Source organism: Klebsiella sp. 4_1_44FAA (assembly GCF_000238715.1).
In the GTDB taxonomy this organism is placed as follows: Bacteria; Pseudomonadota; Gammaproteobacteria; order Enterobacterales; family Enterobacteriaceae; genus Klebsiella; species Klebsiella pneumoniae.
Genome location: NZ_JH414799.1, coordinates 1,019,916 through 1,041,427, shown reverse-complemented (window position 1 = coordinate 1,041,427; position 21,512 = coordinate 1,019,916). Strand labels below are relative to the sequence as shown.

Sequence of the window (21,512 nt, the reverse complement as noted above, 5' to 3'; positions counted from 1 at the left end):
ACACTCAGCCCCGCAGCGCGCGCCACAGGATCGCCGGCAATTTGCGCCAGCGCGGTCGATGGTAAAAATCCACCAGCCGCTGCGCCACCGCGTCCTGCTCCCGGTGGGTGATGAACCAGGGCGGCAGCGGCATCAGCGTCAGTTCGCCATGCCACAGACTGCGTGGAAACGGCCGAAACGGCGCCTCAATCACCGTGCGCTCGGTTTTCTCCAGCATAAAGCTGTTATGTACCTTGCCTCGCCCGCTCTGAATATCGTCGAGCGTGTGGCCGGGAAATGCCCCCCACGGGCAGGGGGCTAACAGGAAGGCTACCCCGCTCCAGCAGTTGATCGCCACTGTGCCGTAGCGCAGCTCGGCGATCAGCGCGTTAAAACGCTTACGCCCGATCGCTTTGCGGGTGCGCGGGTGGATCACAATATTGGCCCCCAGCGAGCCCTGCAGCCGCTGATTCGCATAGCCGATCGCCTGGCGCAGAAAGCTTTCCGCACTATCGGCCTCAAGACGGGTGACCGACAGCCCCGGGCCAAAGACCTCCTGCTGGCAGAACCCGGGATCATCGTCGGTATTCGCCACAATCAACGGCAGCGCGTCACCGCGGGCTATCTCCAGCGGCTGACGGGCGCGCAGGCGAAAGTCGGTCAGTCGGTTTTCAGCGCCGGGGTAGTAATCCGGGCGGGGATTCGCGGCGATCAGTCGGTACAGCTGATTCAGCAAGGCCGTCGCAGGCTCCCAGCCTTGCTGCAGGATCAGCACCTGGCTGGCCACGCAGTTAAACCCGCCGTTGTTCATCTTCTGCGTCGCCAGCTGCTGCGCCTGAAAAGCGATGTCCGCCTCGCTCCACGGCCCGGGTACGATAATGGTGGGGCTGACGCCGCCCAGCTCCGAGGTCACCCGACGCGGGTTCAGCGGCGTCCCGGCGGCCCGACGCTGGCGAGCCGTCTCACCCTCGCCCCAGACGATGACGTCATGGGTCTCGCGGGAGCCAGTGATATGGATCTCATCGACAGCGGGATGGGTAGTCAGCCACGCTCCCGCCCGGGCGTCGCCGGTGACGATGCGGAGCGCATCCATGGCAATCACCGGCGCCAGGGCCTGGGCCAGCAGATCGTGCAGATAATCATTCACCGGATTGAGCTTCAGCAGGCAGACCTGATTCTCAATAAACAGCTTGTGTAGCACATCCAGTGGCGCAATCGAGGCCACATTGCCGGCGCCAAGCACCAGCGCCAGCTTGCCCTGCCGCGCGGCAGGCGGGATGTCGTATGCCCGCGCCGCATAGCGGTCGAGATGGGCCCGGGTGACGCCTGGCTGCATCCATATCTCAGCGCGAACACCAGACAGAAGCAGCCGATCCCAGAGCGTGCCGGGCACCACCCGCAGCGCCAGGCGGCCGTCCGCCAGCGTCCGCAGTGGGATCCGCCGCAGAAAGGTCTTCTCCTCCAGTTGCTCCAGGGTGGCGATAAGCCCGTTGCAGCCGACCATTAGCGCGCAGGGGCCCGCCAGCCACTCCTCCCCCGCCAGCGGATCGCCCGCCGGCAGCCCTTTGGCCGCCGCCGCGGCGGCCACCCACGCCGGGGCAATGCCGGCCAGGGCATCCTTGATCTGGCGCAGGAGCGCCAGACGACGGTTCACTGAGGTTTCAGCCCAGCGCTGGCGCGCCGCCGACAAGGCGTGCAGGGCAGCATCATACTGAGAGCAGGTCGTCAGACCGGGTCGCGCATGGCTCATTTTCCCTCACTCATTAAAATCTCTCCGTAGGCCTGGCGCAGCTGATTTTTGAGCACCTTACCCGTGGCGCTGACCGGCAGCGCATCGACAAATATCACCCGGTCCGGGATCTGCCATTTAGGCACCCGCTTCTCAAACCAGCTCAGCAGATCGGTCTCCTCCACTTCGCCCCCTTCCGCACGGACGCACAGCAGCACCGGCCGCTCGTCCCAGCGCGGATGGCGGGCGGCGATGGCCGCCGCGCTGCGCACCCCCGGATGCGCGATGGCGATATTCTCCAGCTCAACGGTGGAGATCCACTCGCCACCGGACTTGATAATATCCTTTGCCCGATCGCTGATCACCAGATAACCATTGGCGTCGAGCGTACCGATATCACCGGTATCAAACCAGCCTGCCGCGGTCAGGGCACTCGCGTCCTGACCATAGTATTGCTCTACCACCCAGTGCCCTCTGACCTGCAGATACCCCTGGCTTTGACCATCCCGGGGCAACGGTTCGCCATCCACGTCCACCACCTGCAGTTCGATGCCGAAAATGGGCCGCCCCTGACCGGCGCGCTGCTTTTGCTGCTCCTGTGCCGGGAGCGCGTCATGTTTGCTCAACGGTGTGTTGATGGTGCCGATGGGCGATGTTTCGGTCATTCCCCAGGCGTGGGTCAGCGCAATGCCGTAATCACGCTGAAAGGCCTCGGCCATCGACGGCGGCAGCGCGGAGCCGCCGACCAGCGCACGTTTAAATTCAGGCAGCCGGACCTCTGTCCGGCGCATCGCCGCCAGCAAGCCGGCCCAGATCACCGGCACGCCAAACCCCACCGTCACCTTCTCGGCGGCCAGCAGCTGCAGCAGGCTGTCGCCATCGAGGTGCGGCCCCGGCAGCACCAGCCGCGCGCCGACCATGGCGGCGATAAACGGCGTCCCCCACGCGTTGACATGGAACATCGGCACCACCGGCAACAGGCTGTCCTTCGCCGATATGCCGGCGGCGTCCGGCTGGTTGCCGCTCAGGGCGTGCAGGACCAGCGAACGATGGGTGTTCAATACCCCTTTCGGCCGGCCGGTGGTTCCCGAGGTGTAACAGAGCGAAGCCGGAGTCAGTTCATTGAGCTGCGGCCAGCGATAGTCTGCCATCCCCTGCTGCAACAGATCGTCATAAAACAGCAATGAGGGCAGCTGGCTGAGCGCCGCTTCGCTGCGGGACTCCATCAGCACGACGTGTTTCACCGTCGGCAGCTGCGGCAGCAGCTGCGCTACCAGCGGCAAAAAGGTCTGGTCAAAAAACAGCACTTCATCGGCAGCGTCGTTGAGGATATACCGCAGATGGTCAACCGACAGCCGCGGATTGACGGTATGCGTCACCCAGCCGCCGGAGGCGACGGCAAAATAGATCTCCAGATGGCGGCGGTTGTTCCATGCCAGCGTGGCGCAGCGGGCGCCCGGCGGCAGCCCCAGCGACGCCAGCGCCGATGCCAGCCGCTGAGCACGGCTGGCCACCTCCCCCCAGCAGCTGCGCTCCTTCTCACCGCCAGTACTCACCGAGACAATCTCGGTCTCGCTGTGATACTGCGCCGCATGGCCGAGCAGCGCGGCAGTGGTGAGATCCTGATAAATCATCGGTGACGGCATGGCGGGGTCTCCTTTACAGACGTCCGGCGGAATCGAGGGGCGCGGCGCGATCGTGCGGGCGCCTATTGAATCTGGTCTACATTTGCCGGTCTGCACAAAAAAACGTACAGAAATCAGCGGTCACGCACAAAATAGAGTGGGAAATGGTTCAGAAAGGAAAAGACAAACTCATGACCGGAAGATCATTACTCAGAGAGCGTATCGCCCGACTCCGGGCCGGGCGATAGCGTGCGTGGCGCAGCGGAAAACGATCAGCGTTGACCGCCGTCGCGCTGGCCTTTGCCCTTCCCTTTTTCGGCTCGCCGCTGCACAAAATCTTCAATGATGCCGACAACCCAGTTGAGAGGTTTCCACAGCACCACCAGCAGCAGCAACGGGCCGTATATTCGCACACCGCCCGTCGCGACCTGACCGGTCAACAGCAGGGCTAAGATATCCAGCAGCAGGCACAACGCGCTGCCAGTGCCGAGGAACAGACATAGCAGGAAGAGGATCGGTCGGCTATCGGCGTGTAGCGGTAAAGCGCGCTGGCTCCAGACGCCAACGATAATGGCCGCGATCAACATGATCGCTTCGATAACCAGCGGATTATGCATGGTCTGACTCCTGTCATGACGTGACATCCTTGTCAGCAGCGCTGCCGGCGGCCGTGGGCTGCGCCCTGGCTACCGGCAGGCTGCTTCAGTTTACAGCGCGTTTTCCTGCAGCAGCTTATCGATAAAGGCAGGCACCACTTCGCTTGCCAGCCCGTAGTGCTTCTCGGCAAACTCGCTGCCCACCTGGCTGGGCTCCAGGTTCAGTTCAACGGTATGGGCGCCGTGCAGTCGCGCCTCGTGCACAAAGCCAGCCGCCGGATAGACATGGCCGGAGGTGCCGATGGCGATAAAAATATCTGCGTCGGCCAGCGCGCTGTAGATCTCATCCATCCCCAGCGGCATTTCGCCAAACCAGACCACGTGCGGACGCAGCGCCGCCGGGAACTGGCAGCAGTGGCACTTGTCCTCGGCGGTGACGTCGCCGGTCCACTCCAGCACCTGGCCGCTCCACGAACAGCGCACCTTTAGCAGCTCGCCGTGCATATGGATCACCCGGCGGTTGCCGGCGCGCTCGTGCAGATTATCAATATTCTGGGTGACCAGCAGAAAATGGTCGCCCAGCAGATCCTCCAGACGCGCCAGCGCCAGATGCGCCGCGTTCGGCGCGATTTCCGGACTCTGCAGCTGACGACGACGGGCGTTGTAGAACGCCTGCACCAGCGCCGGATCGCGGGCGAAGCCTTCCGGCGTCGCCACATCTTCCACCCGATGCTCTTCCCACAGGCCATCGGCCGCGCGGAAGGTTTTGATCCCCGACTCTGCCGAGATGCCCGCGCCGGTTAACACCACCACTCTCGGTTTTGCCATCGCTTCAGGCTTCATCCTGTCCTCCCTAAAGAAAATCCGCTGACGCAGACGGTCACGCAACCGACGTTTATTGCGACGAAAACGGCTCAATCGATGTAAACGGCGCGACTGCATAGCTACCTCTGTGATTAATGGGTCAGGTGAAGGAAGGCCGCACCGCGCATTCCCCCGGCATCGCCGTGGCGCGCGCGCTCAATGCGCGGAACCCTGGCGACCGGCAGAAGATGGCGCGGCAATCGTTGCGCCAGCCCTTCGCTAATGGCCGTAAAGTTAGATAATCCACCGCCGAGCACCAGCAAATCCGGGTCGACAATGGTCAGTATATTCCCCAGACACACCGCCAGCAGATCGAGATAGCGCTCAACGTGCGCCTGCGCGCGCGGATCGTGCTGCTGCCACTGCGCCACAATCTCCGGCGAGGAGAGCGGTTGCTGATAAAAATGTTCGTACAGCCAGGCGAAACCGCGACCGGAGAGATAATTTTCAATACAGCCCAGCTGGCCGCAGCCGCAGCGCAGCAGCGGAAAATCGCGCCCAACCACCTCCAGGGCATCCACCGGCAGGCGAATATGACCGAACTCGCCGGTGATATAGCTATGTCCGGTAATCGATTTACCGTTCAACACCAGGCCGCCGCCCACGCCGGTGCCGAGGATCAATCCCATCACCAACGGGTATTGCGTAAACTCATCGTCCCACGCTTCCGACAGCGCGAAACAGTTGGCGTCATTATCGAGACGCACATCGCGCCCCAACCGCGCGCTGAGGTCAGCGCGCAGCGGCCGGCCGCTGGCGGCTGGCACGTTAGCGGCATACAGCGTGCCGTCCGCCGTTTCCGGCATTCCCGGAATACCGATCCCCACCGAACCCTGCTGGTCGAAGCGCTCATCGGCCTCGCGGACCAGCGCCTCTACCGCCTGGAGAAAATCCTCATAACTACTTTTCGGCGTGGCGACGCGTTTTTCCCACTGCAGTCGCCGCTCCTGATTAAATACGCCCAGCGCTATCTTGCTGCCGCCAATGTCAAATCCATAATACATTTCAGCAATTCCTCTTGTGTCGTCAGCCAGGCCGACGATGACGATAAATTACTGGCCACTCAGCACCCTCGCCGGGTCGATGCGGCTGGCGCGGCGGGCGGGATACCAGCTGGCCAGCAAACTCAGCAACAGTGCTGTCACCAGCACATAAAAGACGTCCAGCCAGTGCAATTCTGACGGCAGGAAGTCAATAAAATAGATGTCGCCGGAGAGGAATTTATGCCCAATCAGGTATTCGATGCCGTTGATGATCGACGTCAGGTTCAACGCGCAGATCACGCCGATCACCACCCCAAACAGGCTGCCTACCGATCCGGCTAATAAACCATACCACACGAAAATCGCGCGAATTAAGCCGTCTTTTGCGCCAAGCGTGCGCAGCACCGCAATATCGCCGCTTTTGTCTTTGACCGCCATCACCAGCGTCGAGACGATGTTAAAGCAGGCCACGCCGATCACCAGCACCATCGCCAGGTACATAATGGCGCGGATCATCTGGATGTCGCGATACATATAGCCATAGGTGCCGATCCAGCTCTTGATGTAGACGTAGCTATTGGTCACCTCGCCGGCGTCGCGTACCAGCTTGTTAGCATGGAAAACGTCGGTGACCTTGATGGCGATGCCGGTCACGCTGCCGGCCATCTCCAGATACTGCTGCGCATCCTGCATCGGGATCATGGCAAAACTATGATCGAGCTGGCCGCTCAGCTGTAAAATTCCGGTCACATGCAGCCTGACGCGTTTTGGCTGCAGCAGCTGATGGTCGGCGTCGGCATTAGGGATCATGATCGACACCCAGTCCCCCTGCTTCACGTGCAGGGCATCGGCGACCCCTTTGCCCAGGATCACCTGCTGTTCGCCAGCCTTGAATCCGGCCCACGCGTTATTCTGCACAAAGGTAGGCAGCGCGCTGAGCTGGCTCTCCTGCTGCGGGTCGACGCCTTTCACCTGGATGGCGCGCATATTGCTGCCGCTCTCCACCAGGCCGGTGAAGTTAATATAGGGTGCTGCCGCGACAATCCCCTTCACCTTCTGCACCTTCGCCAGCGCTTCCTGCCAGTTATTCCACGGCTGATTCACGGGTTCGATTTCGCCGTGCGGTACCACCGCCAGCACGCGGTTATTCAGCTCGCGCTCAAAGCCGTTCATCGCGCTGAGGCCGACGATCAGCACCGCCACCCCCAGCGCAATGCCGATGGTGGAGATCACCGAGATCAGCGACACCATGCCGCCGCGCCGCCGGCCGCGGCTGAAACGCAATGCAATCAGTAACGATAACGGAGACGCCATTACTCGGCCCCCATCAGGGTCAGGTCGGCGGTCAGACGGCCATCGCGCATCTCCAGCTGGCGGCTCATGCGCTTCGCCAGCTGCAGGTCGTGGGTCACCACCAGAAACGCGGTGCGCTGCGCGACGTTCAGTTCGCCCAGCAGCTGGAAGATGCTGTCGGCGTTGCGAGCGTCGAGGTTACCGGTTGGCTCGTCCGCCAGCACCAGCCGCGGTTTATTCACCAGCGCGCGGGCAATCGCCACCCGCTGGCGCTCGCCGCCGGAGAGCTCCGACGGACGGTGATGGCTGCGGTGTTCAAGCCCGACCGCCTGCAGCATCGCTTTCGCCTGGCGTTCAATATCCGCCGGCTTCTTTTTGCCAATCAGCAGCGGCATCGCCACGTTTTCCAGTGCGCTAAAGTCCGGCAGCAGATGGTGGAACTGATAGATAAAGCCCAGCTCGCGGTTACGCAGGTCGGCGCGCGCGGCGGTGGATAGCTTGCTCATCGGCTGACCGGAGAAAATCACGTCGCCAGAGGTGGGCGTATCCAGGCCGCCGAGCAGATGCAGCAGCGTACTTTTGCCAGAGCCGGAGGTGCCGACGATAGCCATCATCTCGCCTTCACCAATGCTGAAGCTGACATTGTGCAGGACATCGGTTTGCACATTGCCTTCCTGATAGCGTTTGCACAGGTTGTCGCATTGCAGCAGGATCTTATTCATAACGTAAAGCCTCAGCGGGTTGGGTGGCGGCAGCGCGCCAGGAAGGGTACAACGTAGACAACAGGGCCAGCACCATCGCCACCAGGGCGATAACAATGACCTGCAGCGGCTCAATCGCCACCGGCAGCGCCGCGCCGTCAAGGAAGGCGCCGATGATCGGCATTAAATTATTCAGCTGGCTGGCCAACAGGGCGCCAAGCACCGCTCCCAGCAGCGCGCCGACGATCCCGGCGCTGGCCCCCTGCACCATAAAGACGGCCATAATCTGCCGCGGCGTCAGCCCCTGGGTCTGCAGGATCGCCACTTCGCCCTGCTTCTCCATCACCATCATCCCCAGCGAGGTAATAATGTTGAAGGCCGCGACGGCGACGATCAGGCTCAGCAGCAGGCCCATCATATTTTTCTCCATGCGCACCGCCTGGAACAGTTCGCCCTTGCGCTCGCGCCAGTCCTGCCACTGAGTTCCCGGCGGCAGCGTCTGCTGACTCAGGGTGTCGACCTGCAGCGGTTGATCCAGCCACAGGCGCCAGCCGGTGATATTCCCCAGCGGATAGCGCATCAGACGGGAGGCGTCGTCGATGTTGGTCAGCATCTGATAACCATCGACTTCGCTGTTGGCGGCGAAGGTGCCGATGACCGTGAACAGACGCTGGCTCGGCACGCGGCCCATCGGCGTAAACTGACTCGCGGAAGGAACCATCACGCGAATTTTATCGCCGCGATTAACCCCCAGCTGGCCCGCCAGCTGCTCGCCGAGAATAACGTTATATTTGCCCGCCTGCAGATCGCTCTGTTTGACGTTCACCAGGTATGGAGTCAGAGGATCGTTCTGCGCCGGATCAATGCCCAGCATAACCCCGACCGCCACGCTGCGCGCGCTCTGCAGCACCACGTCGCCGGTGGTGATCGGCGCTACGCGGGTTACCCCATTAAGTTTCGCTTCGCGCTCCGGCAGTTGCTGAGGGTTCACCGAACCCTGTTTGGCGCTAAGAATGGCCTGTGGCATCAGCCCCAGGATGTTGTTTTGCAGCTCGCGTTCAAAGCCGTTCATCACCGACAGGACCGTCACCAGCGCCATTACGCCAAGCGTAATACCGATAGTTGAGAGCCAGGAGACGAAACGACCGAAGCGGTCGGCTGCGCGCCCGCGCATATAGCGTAGGCCGATAAAGAGTGCGGCAGGTTGGTACATGTCATCCATCTGGTTGCTGATAGCCGATGCCCGAGTATATAAGCGATTAGGGGCAGCGTAAACGACTGATACATGACGACTTTATTAGCAAAAAACCTAAAAACCAAGTAAATACAAACGGATAGATAAGTACTTACTTATTTATCTTTACGCTTATCGACAGCGCTGACCTTTCTTCACCCAATACGCGATGGCAATTCGGGTTGGCGAATCCAGACCAATCGCGGATAATCTCACTATTGAATATCAGCGAGTTGCCCTCCATATCGGCAGAGCGAATCCCTAAGAGATCATGAAACCGTCTATGCCTGAACAATATCGATACTCATTGCCGGTGAAAGCCGGCGACCAGCGCCAGCTTGGCGAGTTGACCGGCGCAGCCTGCGCCACCCTGGTGGCGGAGATGGCCGAACGCCACAAGGGCCCGGTGGTGCTGGTGGCGCCTGACATGCAAAACGCGCTGCGTCTGAACGACGAGATCAGGCAGTTTACCGACAGCATGGTGATGGGGCTGGCGGACTGGGAAACGCTCCCTTACGACAGCTTCTCGCCGCATCAGGACATCATCTCCTCCCGTCTTGCCACCCTTTACCAGTTACCCACCATGCAGCGCGGCGTACTGATCGTCCCGGTCAGCACCCTGATGCAGCGCGTCTGTCCGCACAGCTTCCTTCACGGCCACGCGCTGGTGATGAAAAAGGGCCAGCGCCTGTCGCGCGATGCGCTGCGCGATCAGCTGGAGGGGGCCGGCTACCGCCATGTCGATCAGGTGATGGAGCACGGCGAATATGCTACCCGCGGCGCGCTGCTCGACCTGTTCCCGATGGGTAGCGAACAGCCCTACCGCCTTGATTTCTTTGACGATGAAATCGACAGCCTGCGCCTGTTCGACGTTGACAGCCAGCGCACGCTGGAGGAAGTGGCGGCCATTAACCTGCTGCCGGCGCACGAGTTCCCCACCGACCAGACCGCTATTGAGCTGTTCCGCAGCCAGTGGCGCGACCGCTTTGAGGTGAAGCGCGATGCCGAGCACATCTATCAGCAGGTCAGTAAAGGGACGCTACCTGCCGGTATCGAATACTGGCAACCGCTGTTCTTCAGCGAGCCGCTGCCGCCGTTATTCAGCTATTTCCCGACCAGCACGCTGATCGTCAACACCGGCGATCTCGAGGCCAGCGCGGAGCGATTCCAGAATGAAGCCCGCGCCCGCTTTGAAAACCGCGGCGTCGACCCGATGCGCCCGCTCCTGCCGCCTGAGCTGCTGTGGCTGCGCAGCGATGAGCTATTCAGCGAACTGAAAAAATGGCCGCGCGTGCAGCTGAAAACCGAACGTCTGGCGGACAAAGCGGCGAATACTAATCTGGGCTACCAGACGCTGCCGGACCTCGCCGTCCAGGCGCAGAACAAAGCGCCGCTGGATAATCTGCGCCGCTTCCTCGAGTCCTTTACCGGTCCGGTGATCTTCTCGGTGGAAAGCGAAGGCCGCCGTGAAGCGCTGAGCGAAATGCTGGCGCGGATTAAAGTTGCGCCAAAACATGTGCTGCGTCTGGAGGAAGCCACCGGCAACGGCCGCTATCTGATGATTGGCGCCGCCGAGCACGGGTTTATCGACAGCCAGCGCGGCCTGGCGCTGATTTGCGAGAGCGACCTGCTCGGCGAGCGGGTGGCGCGCCGTCGTCAGGATTCGCGACGCACCATTAACCCTGACACTCTGATTCGCAACCTCGCCGAACTGCATATCGGCCAGCCGGTCGTTCACCTGGAACACGGCGTGGGCCGCTACGCGGGCATGACTACCCTGGAAGCCGGCGGCATCACCGGCGAATATCTGATGCTGACCTACGCCAACGATGCCAAGCTATACGTTCCGGTATCGTCCCTGCATCTTATCAGCCGCTACGCCGGCGGGGCGGAAGAAAACGCCCCCCTGCACAAGCTGGGCGGCGATGCCTGGACCCGGGCGCGACAAAAAGCGGCTGAGAAAGTACGCGACGTGGCGGCCGAGCTGCTGGATATCTACGCCCAGCGCGCGGCGAAGGCGGGTTTTGCCTTTAAACACGACCGCGAACAGTATCAGCTGTTCTGCGACGGTTTCCCATTTGAAACCACGCCGGATCAGGCGCAGGCGATCAACGCCGTCCTCAGCGATATGTGCCAGCCGCTGGCCATGGACCGCCTGGTGTGCGGCGATGTGGGCTTCGGCAAGACCGAAGTGGCCATGCGCGCCGCCTTCCTCGCCGTGGAGAACCACAAGCAGGTGGCGGTGCTGGTGCCGACCACCCTGCTGGCTCAGCAGCACTATGACAATTTCCGCGATCGTTTCGCCAACTGGCCGGTACGCATCGAAATGCTCTCCCGCTTCCGCAGCGCTAAAGAGCAGGCGCAGATCCTCGAGCAGGCCGCGGAAGGCAAAATCGATATCTTGATCGGCACCCACAAGCTGCTGCAGAGCGAGGTGAAGCTGCGCGATCTCGGGCTGCTGATCGTCGACGAAGAGCACCGGTTTGGCGTGCGGCATAAAGAGCGCATCAAAGCGATGCGCGCCGATGTCGATATCCTGACCCTCACCGCCACGCCGATCCCGCGGACGCTGAACATGGCGATGAGCGGGATGCGCGATCTGTCGATCATCGCCACGCCGCCGGCGCGCCGCCTGGCGGTGAAGACCTTCGTTCGCGAATATGACGCCCTGGTGGTGCGCGAGGCGATCCTGCGCGAAACGCTGCGCGGCGGCCAGGTCTACTATCTGTTTAATGACGTTGAGAACATCCAGAAAGCCGCCGACAAGCTGGCGGAGCTGGTGCCGGAGGCGCGGATCGCCATCGGTCACGGTCAGATGAGGGAGCGCGAACTGGAGCGGGTGATGAATGACTTCCATCACCAACGCTTCAATGTGCTGGTGTGCACCACCATCATCGAAACCGGGATCGACATTCCCACCGCCAACACCATCATCATCGAACGCGCCGACCATTTTGGCCTCGCCCAGCTGCACCAGCTGCGCGGCCGCGTTGGCCGTTCGCATCACCAGGCCTATGCCTGGCTGCTGACGCCGCATCCGAAAGCGATGACCACCGATGCGCAAAAGCGCCTCGAGGCCATTGCGTCGCTGGAAGATCTCGGCGCCGGCTTTGCGCTGGCAACCCACGATCTGGAGATTCGCGGGGCCGGGGAACTGCTTGGGGAAGATCAGAGCGGTCAGATGGAAACCATCGGTTTCTCCCTGTATATGGAGCTGCTGGAGAACGCAGTCGATGCGTTGAAAGCCGGGCGTGAACCCTCGCTGGAAGATCTCACCAGTCAGCAGACGGAGGTTGAACTGCGCATGCCTTCCCTGCTGCCTGATGATTTCATCCCTGACGTCAATACGCGCCTGTCATTCTATAAGCGCATTGCCAGCGCCAAAAACGAACAGGATCTGGAGGAGATCAAAGTCGAGCTGATCGATCGTTTTGGCCGCCTGCCCGATGCCGCCCGCAACCTGCTGGATATCGCCCGTCTGCGTCAGCAGGCGCAAAAGTTAGGGATCCGCAAGCTGGAAAGCAACGAAAAAGGCGGCGTGATCGAATTTAACGAGAAAAACAACGTCAATCCGGTGTGGCTGATCGGCCTGCTGCAGAAGCAGCCCCAGCACTTCCGCCTGGACGGTCCCACGCGCCTGAAGTTCATGCAGGACCTGGAGGAGCGTAAAACGCGGATGGACTGGGTTCGCCAGTTTATGCGCCAGCTGGAAGAGAACGCCGTCGCCTGACTGGCAGGAGATACGGCCCCGCTGCCGTATCTCCCTTCCCACATACCTCGCAATCTTTACAAACATTTTGCAATCCGCCTGGATTTCCCCACACAGACTCACGCCATAATCTCATCTGCTTTTCGTATAAAAATAACCACTTACATATTTTGGAGTTATGGTAATGAGAAACCGTTTCCCCGTGACGCTTTGGCTGACGCTAGTCGCGTTAGTCGCCGCGCTGGCCCTCCCCGCGCGCGCTAACACCTGGCCCCTTCCCCCGCCGGGCAGCCGGCTGGTGGGTCAGAATCAGTTCCATGTGGTACAGGATGACGGCGGTTCGCTGGAAGCGATTGCCAAGAAGTACAATGTCGGCTTCCTGGCCCTGCTGCAGGCCAATCCCGGGGTTGACCCCTATGTTCCGCGCGCCGGCAGCGTGCTGACCATCCCCCTGCAGACGCTGCTGCCCGATGCGCCGCGCGAAGGGCTGGTGATTAACCTCGCCGAACTGCGCCTCTATTATTACCCGCCGGGCAAGAATGAAGTGACCGTCTACCCAATCGGCATCGGTCAGCTGGGCGGAACCACCATCACACCGACGATGGTCACAACCGTGTCCGACAAACGGGCCAATCCGACCTGGACACCTACCGCCAACATTCGCGCGCGCTACAAGGCTATGGGGATTGAGCTGCCGGCGGTAGTGCCTGCTGGTCCTGACAATCCGATGGGCCATCACGCCATCCGCCTCGCCGCCTATGGCGGAGTCTATCTCCTGCACGGCACCAATGCCGATTTCGGCATCGGTATGCGCGTCAGTTCCGGCTGCATTCGTCTGCGCGATAACGATATCAAGGCGCTGTACAACACTATCTCGCCGGGCACGAAGGTGAACATTATCAACACGCCGATCAAGGCGTCGGTTGAGCCGGATGGCCGCCGTCTGGTTGAGGTCCATCAGCCGCTGTCTGAGCATATCGATGACGACCCGCAGACCCTGCCCATTACGCTTAATGCGGCCATGACTGCGTTCAAACAGGCGCCGCAGACCGACGGGACGGTGATGGAGCGCGCGATGAATTATCGCTCGGGCATGCCGATTGACGTCACCCGTCATGCTGAGCCTGGACCGCAGTCGCTGTAGTCTTACGCTGCATAAAACAAAAAACCCGCCTGATGGCGGGTTTTTTGTTGGCAAGGGTCAAACAGGGGTACAACAGGGTCTTACTCATCGCCGTCCGGTGAAGGGGGCCGGGCAGCGACGCATCGGGCTTACTTGTAGATAACGGCGGTACCGTGAAGGGTATTCGGACCGGTTACCGAAGTAATACGATATGAAGTGGCGCCCATCTCATCCGCTTTCTGCGCCAGCTGGTCTTCCAGCGAGCCCAGGTTAGTCCCGGCAGAAGCAGAGATGGTGCCTACTTTATGCTGTCCTGCAGGGGTGGACTGCACCTCTACAGCGGCAAAGCTGGCGAAAGAAAGGGAACTTAAAACGGCGGCAATAGCCAGAGTATTAACGGTTTTCATGATTATTATACCTGTGCAGATGAATTTTATAGTAGGGTCGCAAGCATTAACTTAACGATCGATAGGTAAATAATAATGTGATCTATATCACACGTCAATGCATTTTTATAACGATCGTTTAACTATTTATAAAATGCTTAAATTTCATACATATATGAATTATTTATTTTTAAACCGACAGCGCTGGCCCCGGCGATCGTTTATTTTTATAATGGCCTTTCACCAAACCAACATAGGTACAACGGCACCATGACAACTGACGTTCAAAGTTGCGCCAAAAAAAGCCGTGGCCGACCGAAGGTGTTCGACAGGGATGCGGCGCTGGACAAAGCCATGACACTCTTCTGGCAGCACGGCTATGAGGCGACCTCGCTCGCCGATCTGGTCGAGGCGACAGGAGCAAAAGCCCCCACCCTGTATGCGGAATTTGTGAATAAAGAAGGCCTATTCCGCGCAGTGTTGGATCGTTACATTTCGCGCTTTGCCGCGAAGCACGAAGCCGTGCTGTTTGCCGAGGGAAAATCCGTCGATCGCGCGTTGCGTGACTACTTCACGGCGGTCGCCACCTGCTTTACCAGCAAAGAGACGCCGGCCGGCTGCTTTATCATCAATACCTCCGCCGCGCTGGCCGCCTCCTCGACGGATATCGCCAATACCATCAAATCCCGCCATGCGATGCAGGAGCAGGCGCTAACCCAGTTTCTGCAGCAGCGGCAGGCGCAGGGCGAACTGCCCGCGGGCCGCGATGTCGCGCAGCTGGCGCAATTTCTTAACTGCATTCTGCAGGGGATGTCGATTAGCGCCCGGGAAGGCGCGGATTTCGACAAGCTGATGCAAATCACCGATACCACTCTCCGTCTCTGGCCGCAGGTCCTCGGGTCCTGATGCGCCCTGCTTCCGGCGGTATTCTGCCGCCGGATCCGCTCTCCTGTTGGCTTTATCCCCACAAAATAGATTGATTTTTATTACCTTTTCTCGCGCAAGATAAACGCAAATGATATTGATTGCGATATTCATTATGTGCAAAATCCTTTTTTGAGTTTTTCCAGATGTTTCGCATTGTAACGAATACCGGCCGACGCCGGCCCATAACAACGACAAAGCAACTTGCTCATAAAAGGAATGGATATGAAAAAGCGCCTCTGGGTGCTCCACCCTCTGCTGCTGGCCAGCACGCTGCCTGCGCTGGCGGCTCAGTCTGATGAAGACAGCATCATCGTTAGCGCAAACCGCACCCATCGCACCGTGGCCGAAATGGCCCAAACCACCTGGGTCATTGAGGGCCAGGAGATTGAGCAGCAGGTCCAGGGCGGGAAAGAGTTCAAAGACGTGCTGGCGCAGCTGATCCCCGGCATCGACGTCAGCAGCCAGGGGCGGACCAACTATGGGATGAACATGCGCGGGCGCGCGATCGTCGTGCTGATTGACGGCGTCCGACTCAACTCCTCACGCACCGACAGCCGCCAGCTCGACGCCATCGATCCATTCAACATCGAACATATCGAAGTGATCTCCGGAGCGACCTCGCTGTACGGCGGGGGCAGTACCGGCGGGCTTATCAACATCGTTACCAAAAAGGGGCAGCAGGATCGTCAGGTCGATCTTGAGGTGGGCAGCAAGAGCGGTTTTGCGAACAGCAACGATCATGATGAGCGCGTCGCGGCGGCCGTCAGCGGCGGAACAGACCACGCATCCGGCCGCTTGTCGGTAGCCTATCAGCGTTTCGGCGGCTGGTACGACGGCAATAACGATGCGCTGATCCTCGATAATACCCAAACGGGGCTCCAGCACTCTGACCGCCTCGACGTGATGGGGACGGGGACGATTGAGATCGATGATAACCGCCAGCTGCAGCTGGTCACCCAGTATTATAAAAGCCAGGGCGATGATGACTACGGTCTGTGGCTCGGGAAGAACATGTCCGCGGTCACCAGCGGCGGCAAAGCGTATACCACCGACGGGCTCAATTCCGACCGTATCCCCGGCACCGAACGCCATCTGATCAGCCTCCAGTACTCCGATGCCGACTTTTTCGGCCAGAATCTGGTGAGCCAGGTGTACTATCGCGATGAGTCCCTCACCTTCTATCCGTTCCCGACGCTCACGAAAGGTCAGGTCAGTAGCTTCTCCTCGTCGCAGCAGGATACCGATCAGTATGGGGCCAAGCTGACCCTCAACAGCCAACCGCTGGCGGGGTGGGATCTCACCTGGGGTCTCGACGCCGATCATGAGACCTTTAATGCCAACCAGATGTTCTTCGATCTGCCACAATCGATGGCCTCCGGCGGGTTGCACAACGAATCGATCTACACAACCGGCCGCTACCCGGGATACAGTATTTCCAATGTCGCGCCATTCCTGCAGTCCAGCTACGATCTGAACGATATCTTTACCGTCAGCGGCGGGGTACGCTACCAGTGGACCGAAAACCGGGTCGACGACTTTGTCGGCTACGCCCAGCAGCAGGATATCGCCAACGGCAAAGCGCGCTCCGCCGACGCCATCAAAGGCGGCAAAACCGATTATGACAATTTCCTGTTTAACGCCGGGATCGTGGCCCACCTGACCGAGCGTCAACAAACCTGGTTTAACTTCTCGCAGGGTGTCGAGCTACCGGACCCTGGTAAATACTATGGCATCGGTAAATATGGCGCTGCGGTGAATGGTCATCTGCCGCTGATCTCCAGCGTCAACGTCGATGACTCGCCGCTGCAGGGGATCAAAGTTAACTCGTACGAGCTGGGCTGGCGCTACACTGGCGATAACCTGCGCACCCAGCTGGCGGCGTACTACTCGACCTCGGATAAGACCATTGTCGTCAACCGCACCGACATGACCATCGACGTTCAGTCCGACAAACGGCGTATTTACGGCGTTGAGGGGGCGGTCGACTACTTTATTCCGGATAGCGACTGGAGCGTCGGCGGTAACTTTAACGTGCTGAAATCCCAGGTGCAGACCGACGGCCGCTGGCAAAAATGGGACGTCACCCTCGCCTCGCCGTCTAAAGCCACCGCCTGGGTGGGCTGGGCGCCGGATCCGTGGAGCCTGCGCGTGCAGAGTCAGCAGGTATTTGACCTCAGCGACGCCGCCGGTAACAAGCTGGAAGGCTATAACACCGTCGATTTTATCGGTAGTTACGCGCTGCCGGTGGGGAAACTGACCTTCAGTATCGAAAACCTGCTTAACGAAGACTATGTCACTATCTGGGGCCAGCGCGCGCCGCTGCTCTACAGCCCAACCTACGGCAGTTCATCGCTGTATGAGTACAAAGGTCGTGGCCGCACCTTTGGTCTGAACTACGCCTTAACCTTCTGATAAAAAAAGCCCCTCAGCCTGAGCGATTGAGGGGCTAATCACTACACAAATCTGTTTTTAGATTTTGTTGTTCAGGACCAGCTGGCCGTTGTTGTCCAGCGGGATCTGGCTGCCGGGATCGTGATCCATGCGGATTTTCCCCTGCTGATCGCCTATCTTATAGGTCACATCGTAGCCGAGCATTTTATCGGATTTGTCATACACCGTTTTGCAGCGCTGCTGGGTGGTGGTGTAGGTATCGTTGTCCTGCATCGCGCCCTGGATCTGGTTGCCTGCATAGCCGCCGCCCAGCGCACCTACGACCGTCGCCACGCTGCGTCCGTGACCGCCGCCAAACTGGTGGCCAATCACCCCGCCCGCCACCGCGCCCAGCACCGAACCGGCGATGCGGTTTTCATCCTGTACCGGACGACGATGAGTCACCGTGACATTGCGGCATTCCTGACGCGGCGTTTTCACGGTTTCTTTAATCGGTGTACTGGAGACCACTTGCGCATACTGCGGGCCGCGATCCAACACGTTGAGACCAGCGACAGCTGCAACGCCCAGCGCGGCAGCCACGCCTATCCCTATACCCGCCAACATAGATTTATTCACGGGAGTTCCTCCTTTGTTGCTGTTGATACAATTTTGCAACCGGAGCCGGGAGGGCGCAAATCAGATAGCGGATGAAAAGTGCGAGAATTCGCTGCAAATCAAAGGGATTCAGAGGATTCCGAGCGGGATCTCTGCGGTTCCAGCAGAAGAGCCCGGAGGCGCCCTCAGAGCGCGCCTCCGGGTCGCGACAGCGATTAGTGCAGCTTCAGGCGCGGGCGAATGATGCGGTTGATGCGCCCGACCAGCATCATCAGGCCGGTCTTGAAGTAACCATGCAGAGCAATCTGGTGCATACGGTACAGGGAGATGTACACGAAGCGCGCAATGCGCCCTTCCACCATCATCGAACCGCGCATCAGGTTACCCATCAGGCTGCCGACGGTGGAGTAATTTGACAGCGACACCAGCGAGCCATGGTCTTTATAGGTGTATGCCTTCAGCGGTTTGCCTTTCATCTGCGCCAGGATGTTGTTCAGCGCGCAGGTAGCCATCTGGTGCGCCGCCTGGGCCCGCGGAGGCACAAAGCCGCCTTCCGGACGGGCGCAGGAGGCGCAGTCGCCGATGGCGAAAATATCCGCATCGCGGGTAGTCTGCAGCGTCGGCTCGACCACCAGCTGATTGATACGGTTGGTTTCGAGGCCGCCGATCTCTTTCATGAAATCTGGCGCTTTGATCCCCGCCGCCCAGACCATTAGATCCGCCTCAATATATTCGCCATCTTTAGTGTGCAGGCCGCCCGCATCCGCGCTGGTGACCATGGTCTGCGTCAGAACCCGTACGCCCAGCTTAGTCAGCTCATTATGCGCTGCCCCGGAAATGCGCGGCGGCAGCGCAGGCAGAATGCGCTCACCCGCCTCGACCAGCGTGACGTTCAGCGCTTCGTTGGTCAGCCCTTTGTAGCCGTAGCTGTGCAGCTGTTTCACCGCATTGTGCAACTCAGCGGAGAGCTCCACGCCGGTGGCGCCACCGCCGACGATGGCGATATTTACTTTACCGTTAGCGCCGAGGTTAGCAGAGTATTTAAGGAACAGGTTGAGCATTTCCTGATGGAAGCGACGCGCCTGGTGCGGGTTGTCGAGGAAAATGCAGTTCTCTTTTACGCCAGGGGTATTAAAGTCATTCGAGGTACTGCCCAACGCCATGACCAGCGTGTCGTACGGCAGTTTACGCTCAGCCACCAGCAGCTCGCCTTTTTCATTGCGCAGCTCGCCGAGGGTGATGGTTTTCCCTTCGCGGTTGATATCAACCACCGAGCCCAGCTGGAAATGGAAACCGTGGTTGCGGGCATGGGCCAGATAGCTCAGCGCATCAACGCCTTCATCCAGAGAACCGGTGGCCACTTCGTGCAGCAGCGGCTTCCACAGATGGCTGTGGTTACGGTCCACCAGGGTGATTTTCGCTTTCTTATGGCGCCCTAACTTTCTCCCCAGCTGAGTTGCCAGTTCCAGTCCGCCAGCGCCGCCACCCACAATTACGATTTTTTTCAATGGCGTAGTCATGTGTACCCCTAAAATTATTAACCAATTGTTAAATAAAAGTTATTGAAATAGCCTTTATTTAACAACAAGTTACGTTAATGAAACCATTCAGCACTGTCGAGAATACCATGAACGGTGCATTGGTCATACCAAAATTGATGTGCATCAAGTTTTGTCGCGTATTTTTTCAGCGAAACCAATAAGTGTAGACATGAAAAAACCCGCGTGGTGAACCCGACGCGGGTTTGGGAACAAGGGAAAAGCAGTTAGCCGAGGGTTTTAAACGCTTTCAGCCGCTGCAGATGCGGCGAGATATTTTTAAACTTATGGGTCTGCTCTTCATCCCAGATAATTTCATAATAGTGGTGCAGGAGATCGGCGGAACGCTGGCTGTCCAACGCCTCGTCCTGGCGGGAAAGCACCACCAGGCAGCGATCGCGGTTCTTCTCGCGGAAGTTGGTCACGCACTTGGTGGCGATGTCAGCATACTCTTCCGGTCGGTCGATTTTGCCTTCCATGTTCTCATGCGGAAACAGGTTTGGATTGAACACCGCCTGGCGGATATCGCACAGAAAACCAATCCGCTCCGCCCAGTAGCCGCCAAGGCCGACGCCGCAGATCAGCGGCCGGTCATCGGCAGTGAGCTGCAGCATTTTATCGACCTCTTTCAGCAAATGCTGCATATCGTGCTTGGGATGCCGCGTGCTGTAGCTAATCAACCGCACGTCCGGGTCGATAAACTGCAGCTGCATCACCTTCTCATGGTTACCGGGGCTGTTCGAGTCAAAACCGTGTAAATAGATAATCATCGCATCCTCACCAGACAACAACGCCCCGTAGAGCGTTACGCGGACTTCGCCTCTTGCCAGCGCGCATGAAGCTGCTCCAGCTGGGCACTCACCGTTTTCCAACGGGCTGAATCCCTTAACTCCTGACGGGAAAAGGAACCTTTATGATACAATTTCGTAACACGCTCTGCTTTGATCGGCGACAGGTTATCCAGCACACTGACCGCGCCTTTACGATTATTGCAGACGAGGATCATATCGCAACCGGCGTCGAGCGATGCCTGACCGCGTTCGGCATAGCTGCCCATGATCGCCGCCCCTTCCATCGACAGATCGTCGGAGAAAATCACCCCGTCAAAGCCCAGTTCGCCGCGCAGCACCGTTTTCAGCCAGTACGCCGAGCCGCTGGCCGGACGCGGATCGAGCTCCGGGTAAATCACATGCGCCGGCATAATGGCATCCAGACGCTGCTCGGCGATAAGGCTTTTGAACACCGCCATATCATGGTCGCGGATAACCGATGCCGCCCGCGGATCGAACGGCGTCTCTTTGTGCGAATCGGCAGTCACCGCCCCGTGTCCCGGGAAGTGTTTGCCGGTGGTTTTCATGCCCGCGGCGTGCATCCCGTCAATGAAGTGACGCGCCATCGTCAGCGCTTTCTGCGGATCTTCATGATAAGAACGTTCGCCGATTGCGGCGCTGATATGGCCGACGTCCAGCACTGGCGCAAAACTAATATCGATATCCATGGCGATCATTTCGCTGGCCATCAGCCAGCCGGCTTCGGCGGCCAGTTTGCCCCCCTCTTCCATCCCCAGCAGCGCGGCGAAAGACTGGGCCGCCGGTAAACGGGTAAACCCTTCGCGGAAACGCTGAACCCGCCCCCTTCCTGATCGACCGCCACCACCAGGTGGTTCCGGGAGGCGTCGCGGATCTGGCGCACCAGCTCGCGCAGCTGCGCCGGATCGTGATAATTTCGGGTAAAGAGGATCAACCCTCCCACCAGCGGATGCGCCAGAATCTCTCGCTCTTCCGCATCCAGCTCATACCCTTCGACATCCAACATCACTGGGCCCACACTGACCTCT

The 21,512-nt window shown here is 59.6% G+C and carries 19 protein-coding genes and 1 pseudogene; 5 read left to right on the top strand and 15 right to left on the bottom strand.

The features are described 5' to 3' along the window. Positions 1–4: 4 nt before the first annotated feature. The 9 genes from HMPREF1024_RS15625 to HMPREF1024_RS31265 all read right to left on the bottom strand — a co-directional run bounded on the left by HMPREF1024_RS15625 (position 5) and on the right by HMPREF1024_RS31265 (position 9,248). Positions 5–1,729: an aldehyde dehydrogenase family protein gene (locus tag HMPREF1024_RS15625; protein ID WP_009308417.1), complete on the bottom strand. Its 1,725-nt coding sequence runs from the start codon at positions 1,727–1,729 to the stop codon at positions 5–7. Beyond that, positions 1,726–3,354: a long-chain fatty acid--CoA ligase gene (locus HMPREF1024_RS15630; RefSeq protein ID WP_004183652.1), complete on the bottom strand. Its 1,629-nt coding sequence runs from the start codon at positions 3,352–3,354 to the stop codon at positions 1,726–1,728. Before HMPREF1024_RS15630 ends, HMPREF1024_RS15625 begins: the two co-directional genes overlap by 4 nt. Before the next feature lie 251 nt (positions 3,355–3,605). Next, the gene (locus HMPREF1024_RS15635; RefSeq protein WP_004183647.1) at positions 3,606–3,950 is read right to left on the bottom strand and encodes a hypothetical protein; all 345 of its coding nucleotides are present in this window, start codon (positions 3,948–3,950) and stop codon (positions 3,606–3,608) included. A gap of 90 nt (positions 3,951–4,040) precedes the next feature. After that, entirely contained in the window at positions 4,041–4,871 is an 831-nt protein-coding gene (gene cobB / locus HMPREF1024_RS15640; RefSeq protein ID WP_004176563.1) for a Sir2 family NAD+-dependent deacetylase, read from the bottom strand. Between the two features lie 14 nt (positions 4,872–4,885). Then, a complete protein-coding gene (nagK, locus tag HMPREF1024_RS15645) occupies positions 4,886–5,797 on the bottom strand; it encodes an N-acetylglucosamine kinase (protein WP_004140619.1) in 912 nt (303 codons plus the stop codon). Positions 5,798–5,845: 48 nt separating this feature from the next. Next, positions 5,846–7,090 carry a lipoprotein-releasing ABC transporter permease subunit LolE gene (gene lolE / locus HMPREF1024_RS15650; protein WP_009308416.1) on the bottom strand — a complete coding sequence of 415 codons (1,245 nt, stop codon included), beginning with the start codon at positions 7,088–7,090 and terminating at the stop codon, positions 5,846–5,848. Then, entirely contained in the window at positions 7,090–7,791 is a 702-nt protein-coding gene (lolD, locus tag HMPREF1024_RS15655) for a lipoprotein-releasing ABC transporter ATP-binding protein LolD (protein WP_002900798.1), read from the bottom strand. The genes lolE and lolD overlap by 1 nt, the downstream gene beginning before the upstream one ends. Next, positions 7,784–8,983, bottom strand: a complete 1,200-nt coding sequence (gene lolC / locus HMPREF1024_RS15660; RefSeq protein WP_002900795.1) for a lipoprotein-releasing ABC transporter permease subunit LolC — start codon at positions 8,981–8,983, stop codon at positions 7,784–7,786. The genes lolD and lolC overlap by 8 nt, the downstream gene beginning before the upstream one ends. A 133-nt stretch (positions 8,984–9,116) precedes the next feature. Next, on the bottom strand, positions 9,117–9,248 hold the full coding sequence (locus HMPREF1024_RS31265) for a hypothetical protein (RefSeq protein WP_004140630.1): 132 nt from the start codon (positions 9,246–9,248) through the stop codon (positions 9,117–9,119). Positions 9,249–9,287: 39 nt separating this feature from the next. Between HMPREF1024_RS31265 and mfd the strand changes: the two genes are divergently transcribed. Together mfd and HMPREF1024_RS15670 are read left to right on the top strand one after the other, a co-directional pair. Beyond that, complete coding sequence (gene mfd / locus HMPREF1024_RS15665) at positions 9,288–12,734, top strand: transcription-repair coupling factor (RefSeq protein ID WP_009308415.1); 3,447 nt, start codon at positions 9,288–9,290, stop codon at positions 12,732–12,734. A 163-nt stretch (positions 12,735–12,897) separates the two neighbouring features. Continuing rightward, positions 12,898–13,857, top strand: coding sequence for a L,D-transpeptidase family protein (locus HMPREF1024_RS15670; RefSeq protein WP_002900790.1), 960 nt, complete (start codon positions 12,898–12,900; stop codon positions 13,855–13,857). Between the two features lie 128 nt (positions 13,858–13,985). Here HMPREF1024_RS15670 and bhsA read toward each other — a convergent pair whose 3' ends face one another. Next, the gene (gene bhsA / locus HMPREF1024_RS15675) at positions 13,986–14,243 is read right to left on the bottom strand and encodes a multiple stress resistance protein BhsA (RefSeq protein ID WP_002900788.1); all 258 of its coding nucleotides are present in this window, start codon (positions 14,241–14,243) and stop codon (positions 13,986–13,988) included. 97 nt (positions 14,244–14,340) lie between these two features. Between bhsA and HMPREF1024_RS31260 the strand changes: the two genes are divergently transcribed. Together HMPREF1024_RS31260 and HMPREF1024_RS15680 are read left to right on the top strand one after the other, a co-directional pair. Beyond that, positions 14,341–14,496 (top strand): hypothetical protein, encoded by a 156-nt coding sequence (locus tag HMPREF1024_RS31260; RefSeq protein WP_004147941.1) that lies wholly within the window; start codon positions 14,341–14,343, stop codon positions 14,494–14,496. Beyond that, positions 14,493–15,128, top strand: a complete 636-nt coding sequence (locus tag HMPREF1024_RS15680; RefSeq protein WP_009308414.1) for a TetR/AcrR family transcriptional regulator — start codon at positions 14,493–14,495, stop codon at positions 15,126–15,128. The genes HMPREF1024_RS31260 and HMPREF1024_RS15680 overlap by 4 nt, the downstream gene beginning before the upstream one ends. A 52-nt stretch (positions 15,129–15,180) precedes the next feature. Here the strand turns inward: HMPREF1024_RS15680 and HMPREF1024_RS31255 are convergent, their stop codons facing one another. Next, positions 15,181–15,303: a hypothetical protein gene (locus HMPREF1024_RS31255; RefSeq protein ID WP_004140642.1), complete on the bottom strand. Its 123-nt coding sequence runs from the start codon at positions 15,301–15,303 to the stop codon at positions 15,181–15,183. Between the two features lie 68 nt (positions 15,304–15,371). Between HMPREF1024_RS31255 and HMPREF1024_RS15685 the strand changes: the two genes are divergently transcribed. Further along, positions 15,372–17,561 (top strand): TonB-dependent siderophore receptor, encoded by a 2,190-nt coding sequence (locus HMPREF1024_RS15685; protein ID WP_004150817.1) that lies wholly within the window; start codon positions 15,372–15,374, stop codon positions 17,559–17,561. A 57-nt stretch (positions 17,562–17,618) separates the two neighbouring features. Here HMPREF1024_RS15685 and HMPREF1024_RS15690 read toward each other — a convergent pair whose 3' ends face one another. The 4 genes and pseudogenes from HMPREF1024_RS15690 to nagZ form a co-directional block, all read right to left on the bottom strand. Then, the gene (locus HMPREF1024_RS15690) at positions 17,619–18,158 is read right to left on the bottom strand and encodes a glycine zipper 2TM domain-containing protein (RefSeq protein ID WP_002900781.1); all 540 of its coding nucleotides are present in this window, start codon (positions 18,156–18,158) and stop codon (positions 17,619–17,621) included. A 194-nt stretch (positions 18,159–18,352) separates the two neighbouring features. Next, the gene (locus HMPREF1024_RS15695; protein WP_009308413.1) at positions 18,353–19,657 is read right to left on the bottom strand and encodes an NAD(P)/FAD-dependent oxidoreductase; all 1,305 of its coding nucleotides are present in this window, start codon (positions 19,655–19,657) and stop codon (positions 18,353–18,355) included. Between the two features lie 245 nt (positions 19,658–19,902). Beyond that, complete coding sequence (ycfP, locus tag HMPREF1024_RS15700; protein WP_002900775.1) at positions 19,903–20,445, bottom strand: alpha/beta hydrolase YcfP; 543 nt, start codon at positions 20,443–20,445, stop codon at positions 19,903–19,905. Between the two features lie 35 nt (positions 20,446–20,480). Beyond that, a pseudogene (gene nagZ / locus HMPREF1024_RS0126270) lies at positions 20,481–21,502 on the bottom strand (beta-N-acetylhexosaminidase). Between the last annotated feature and the right edge of the window lie 10 nt (positions 21,503–21,512).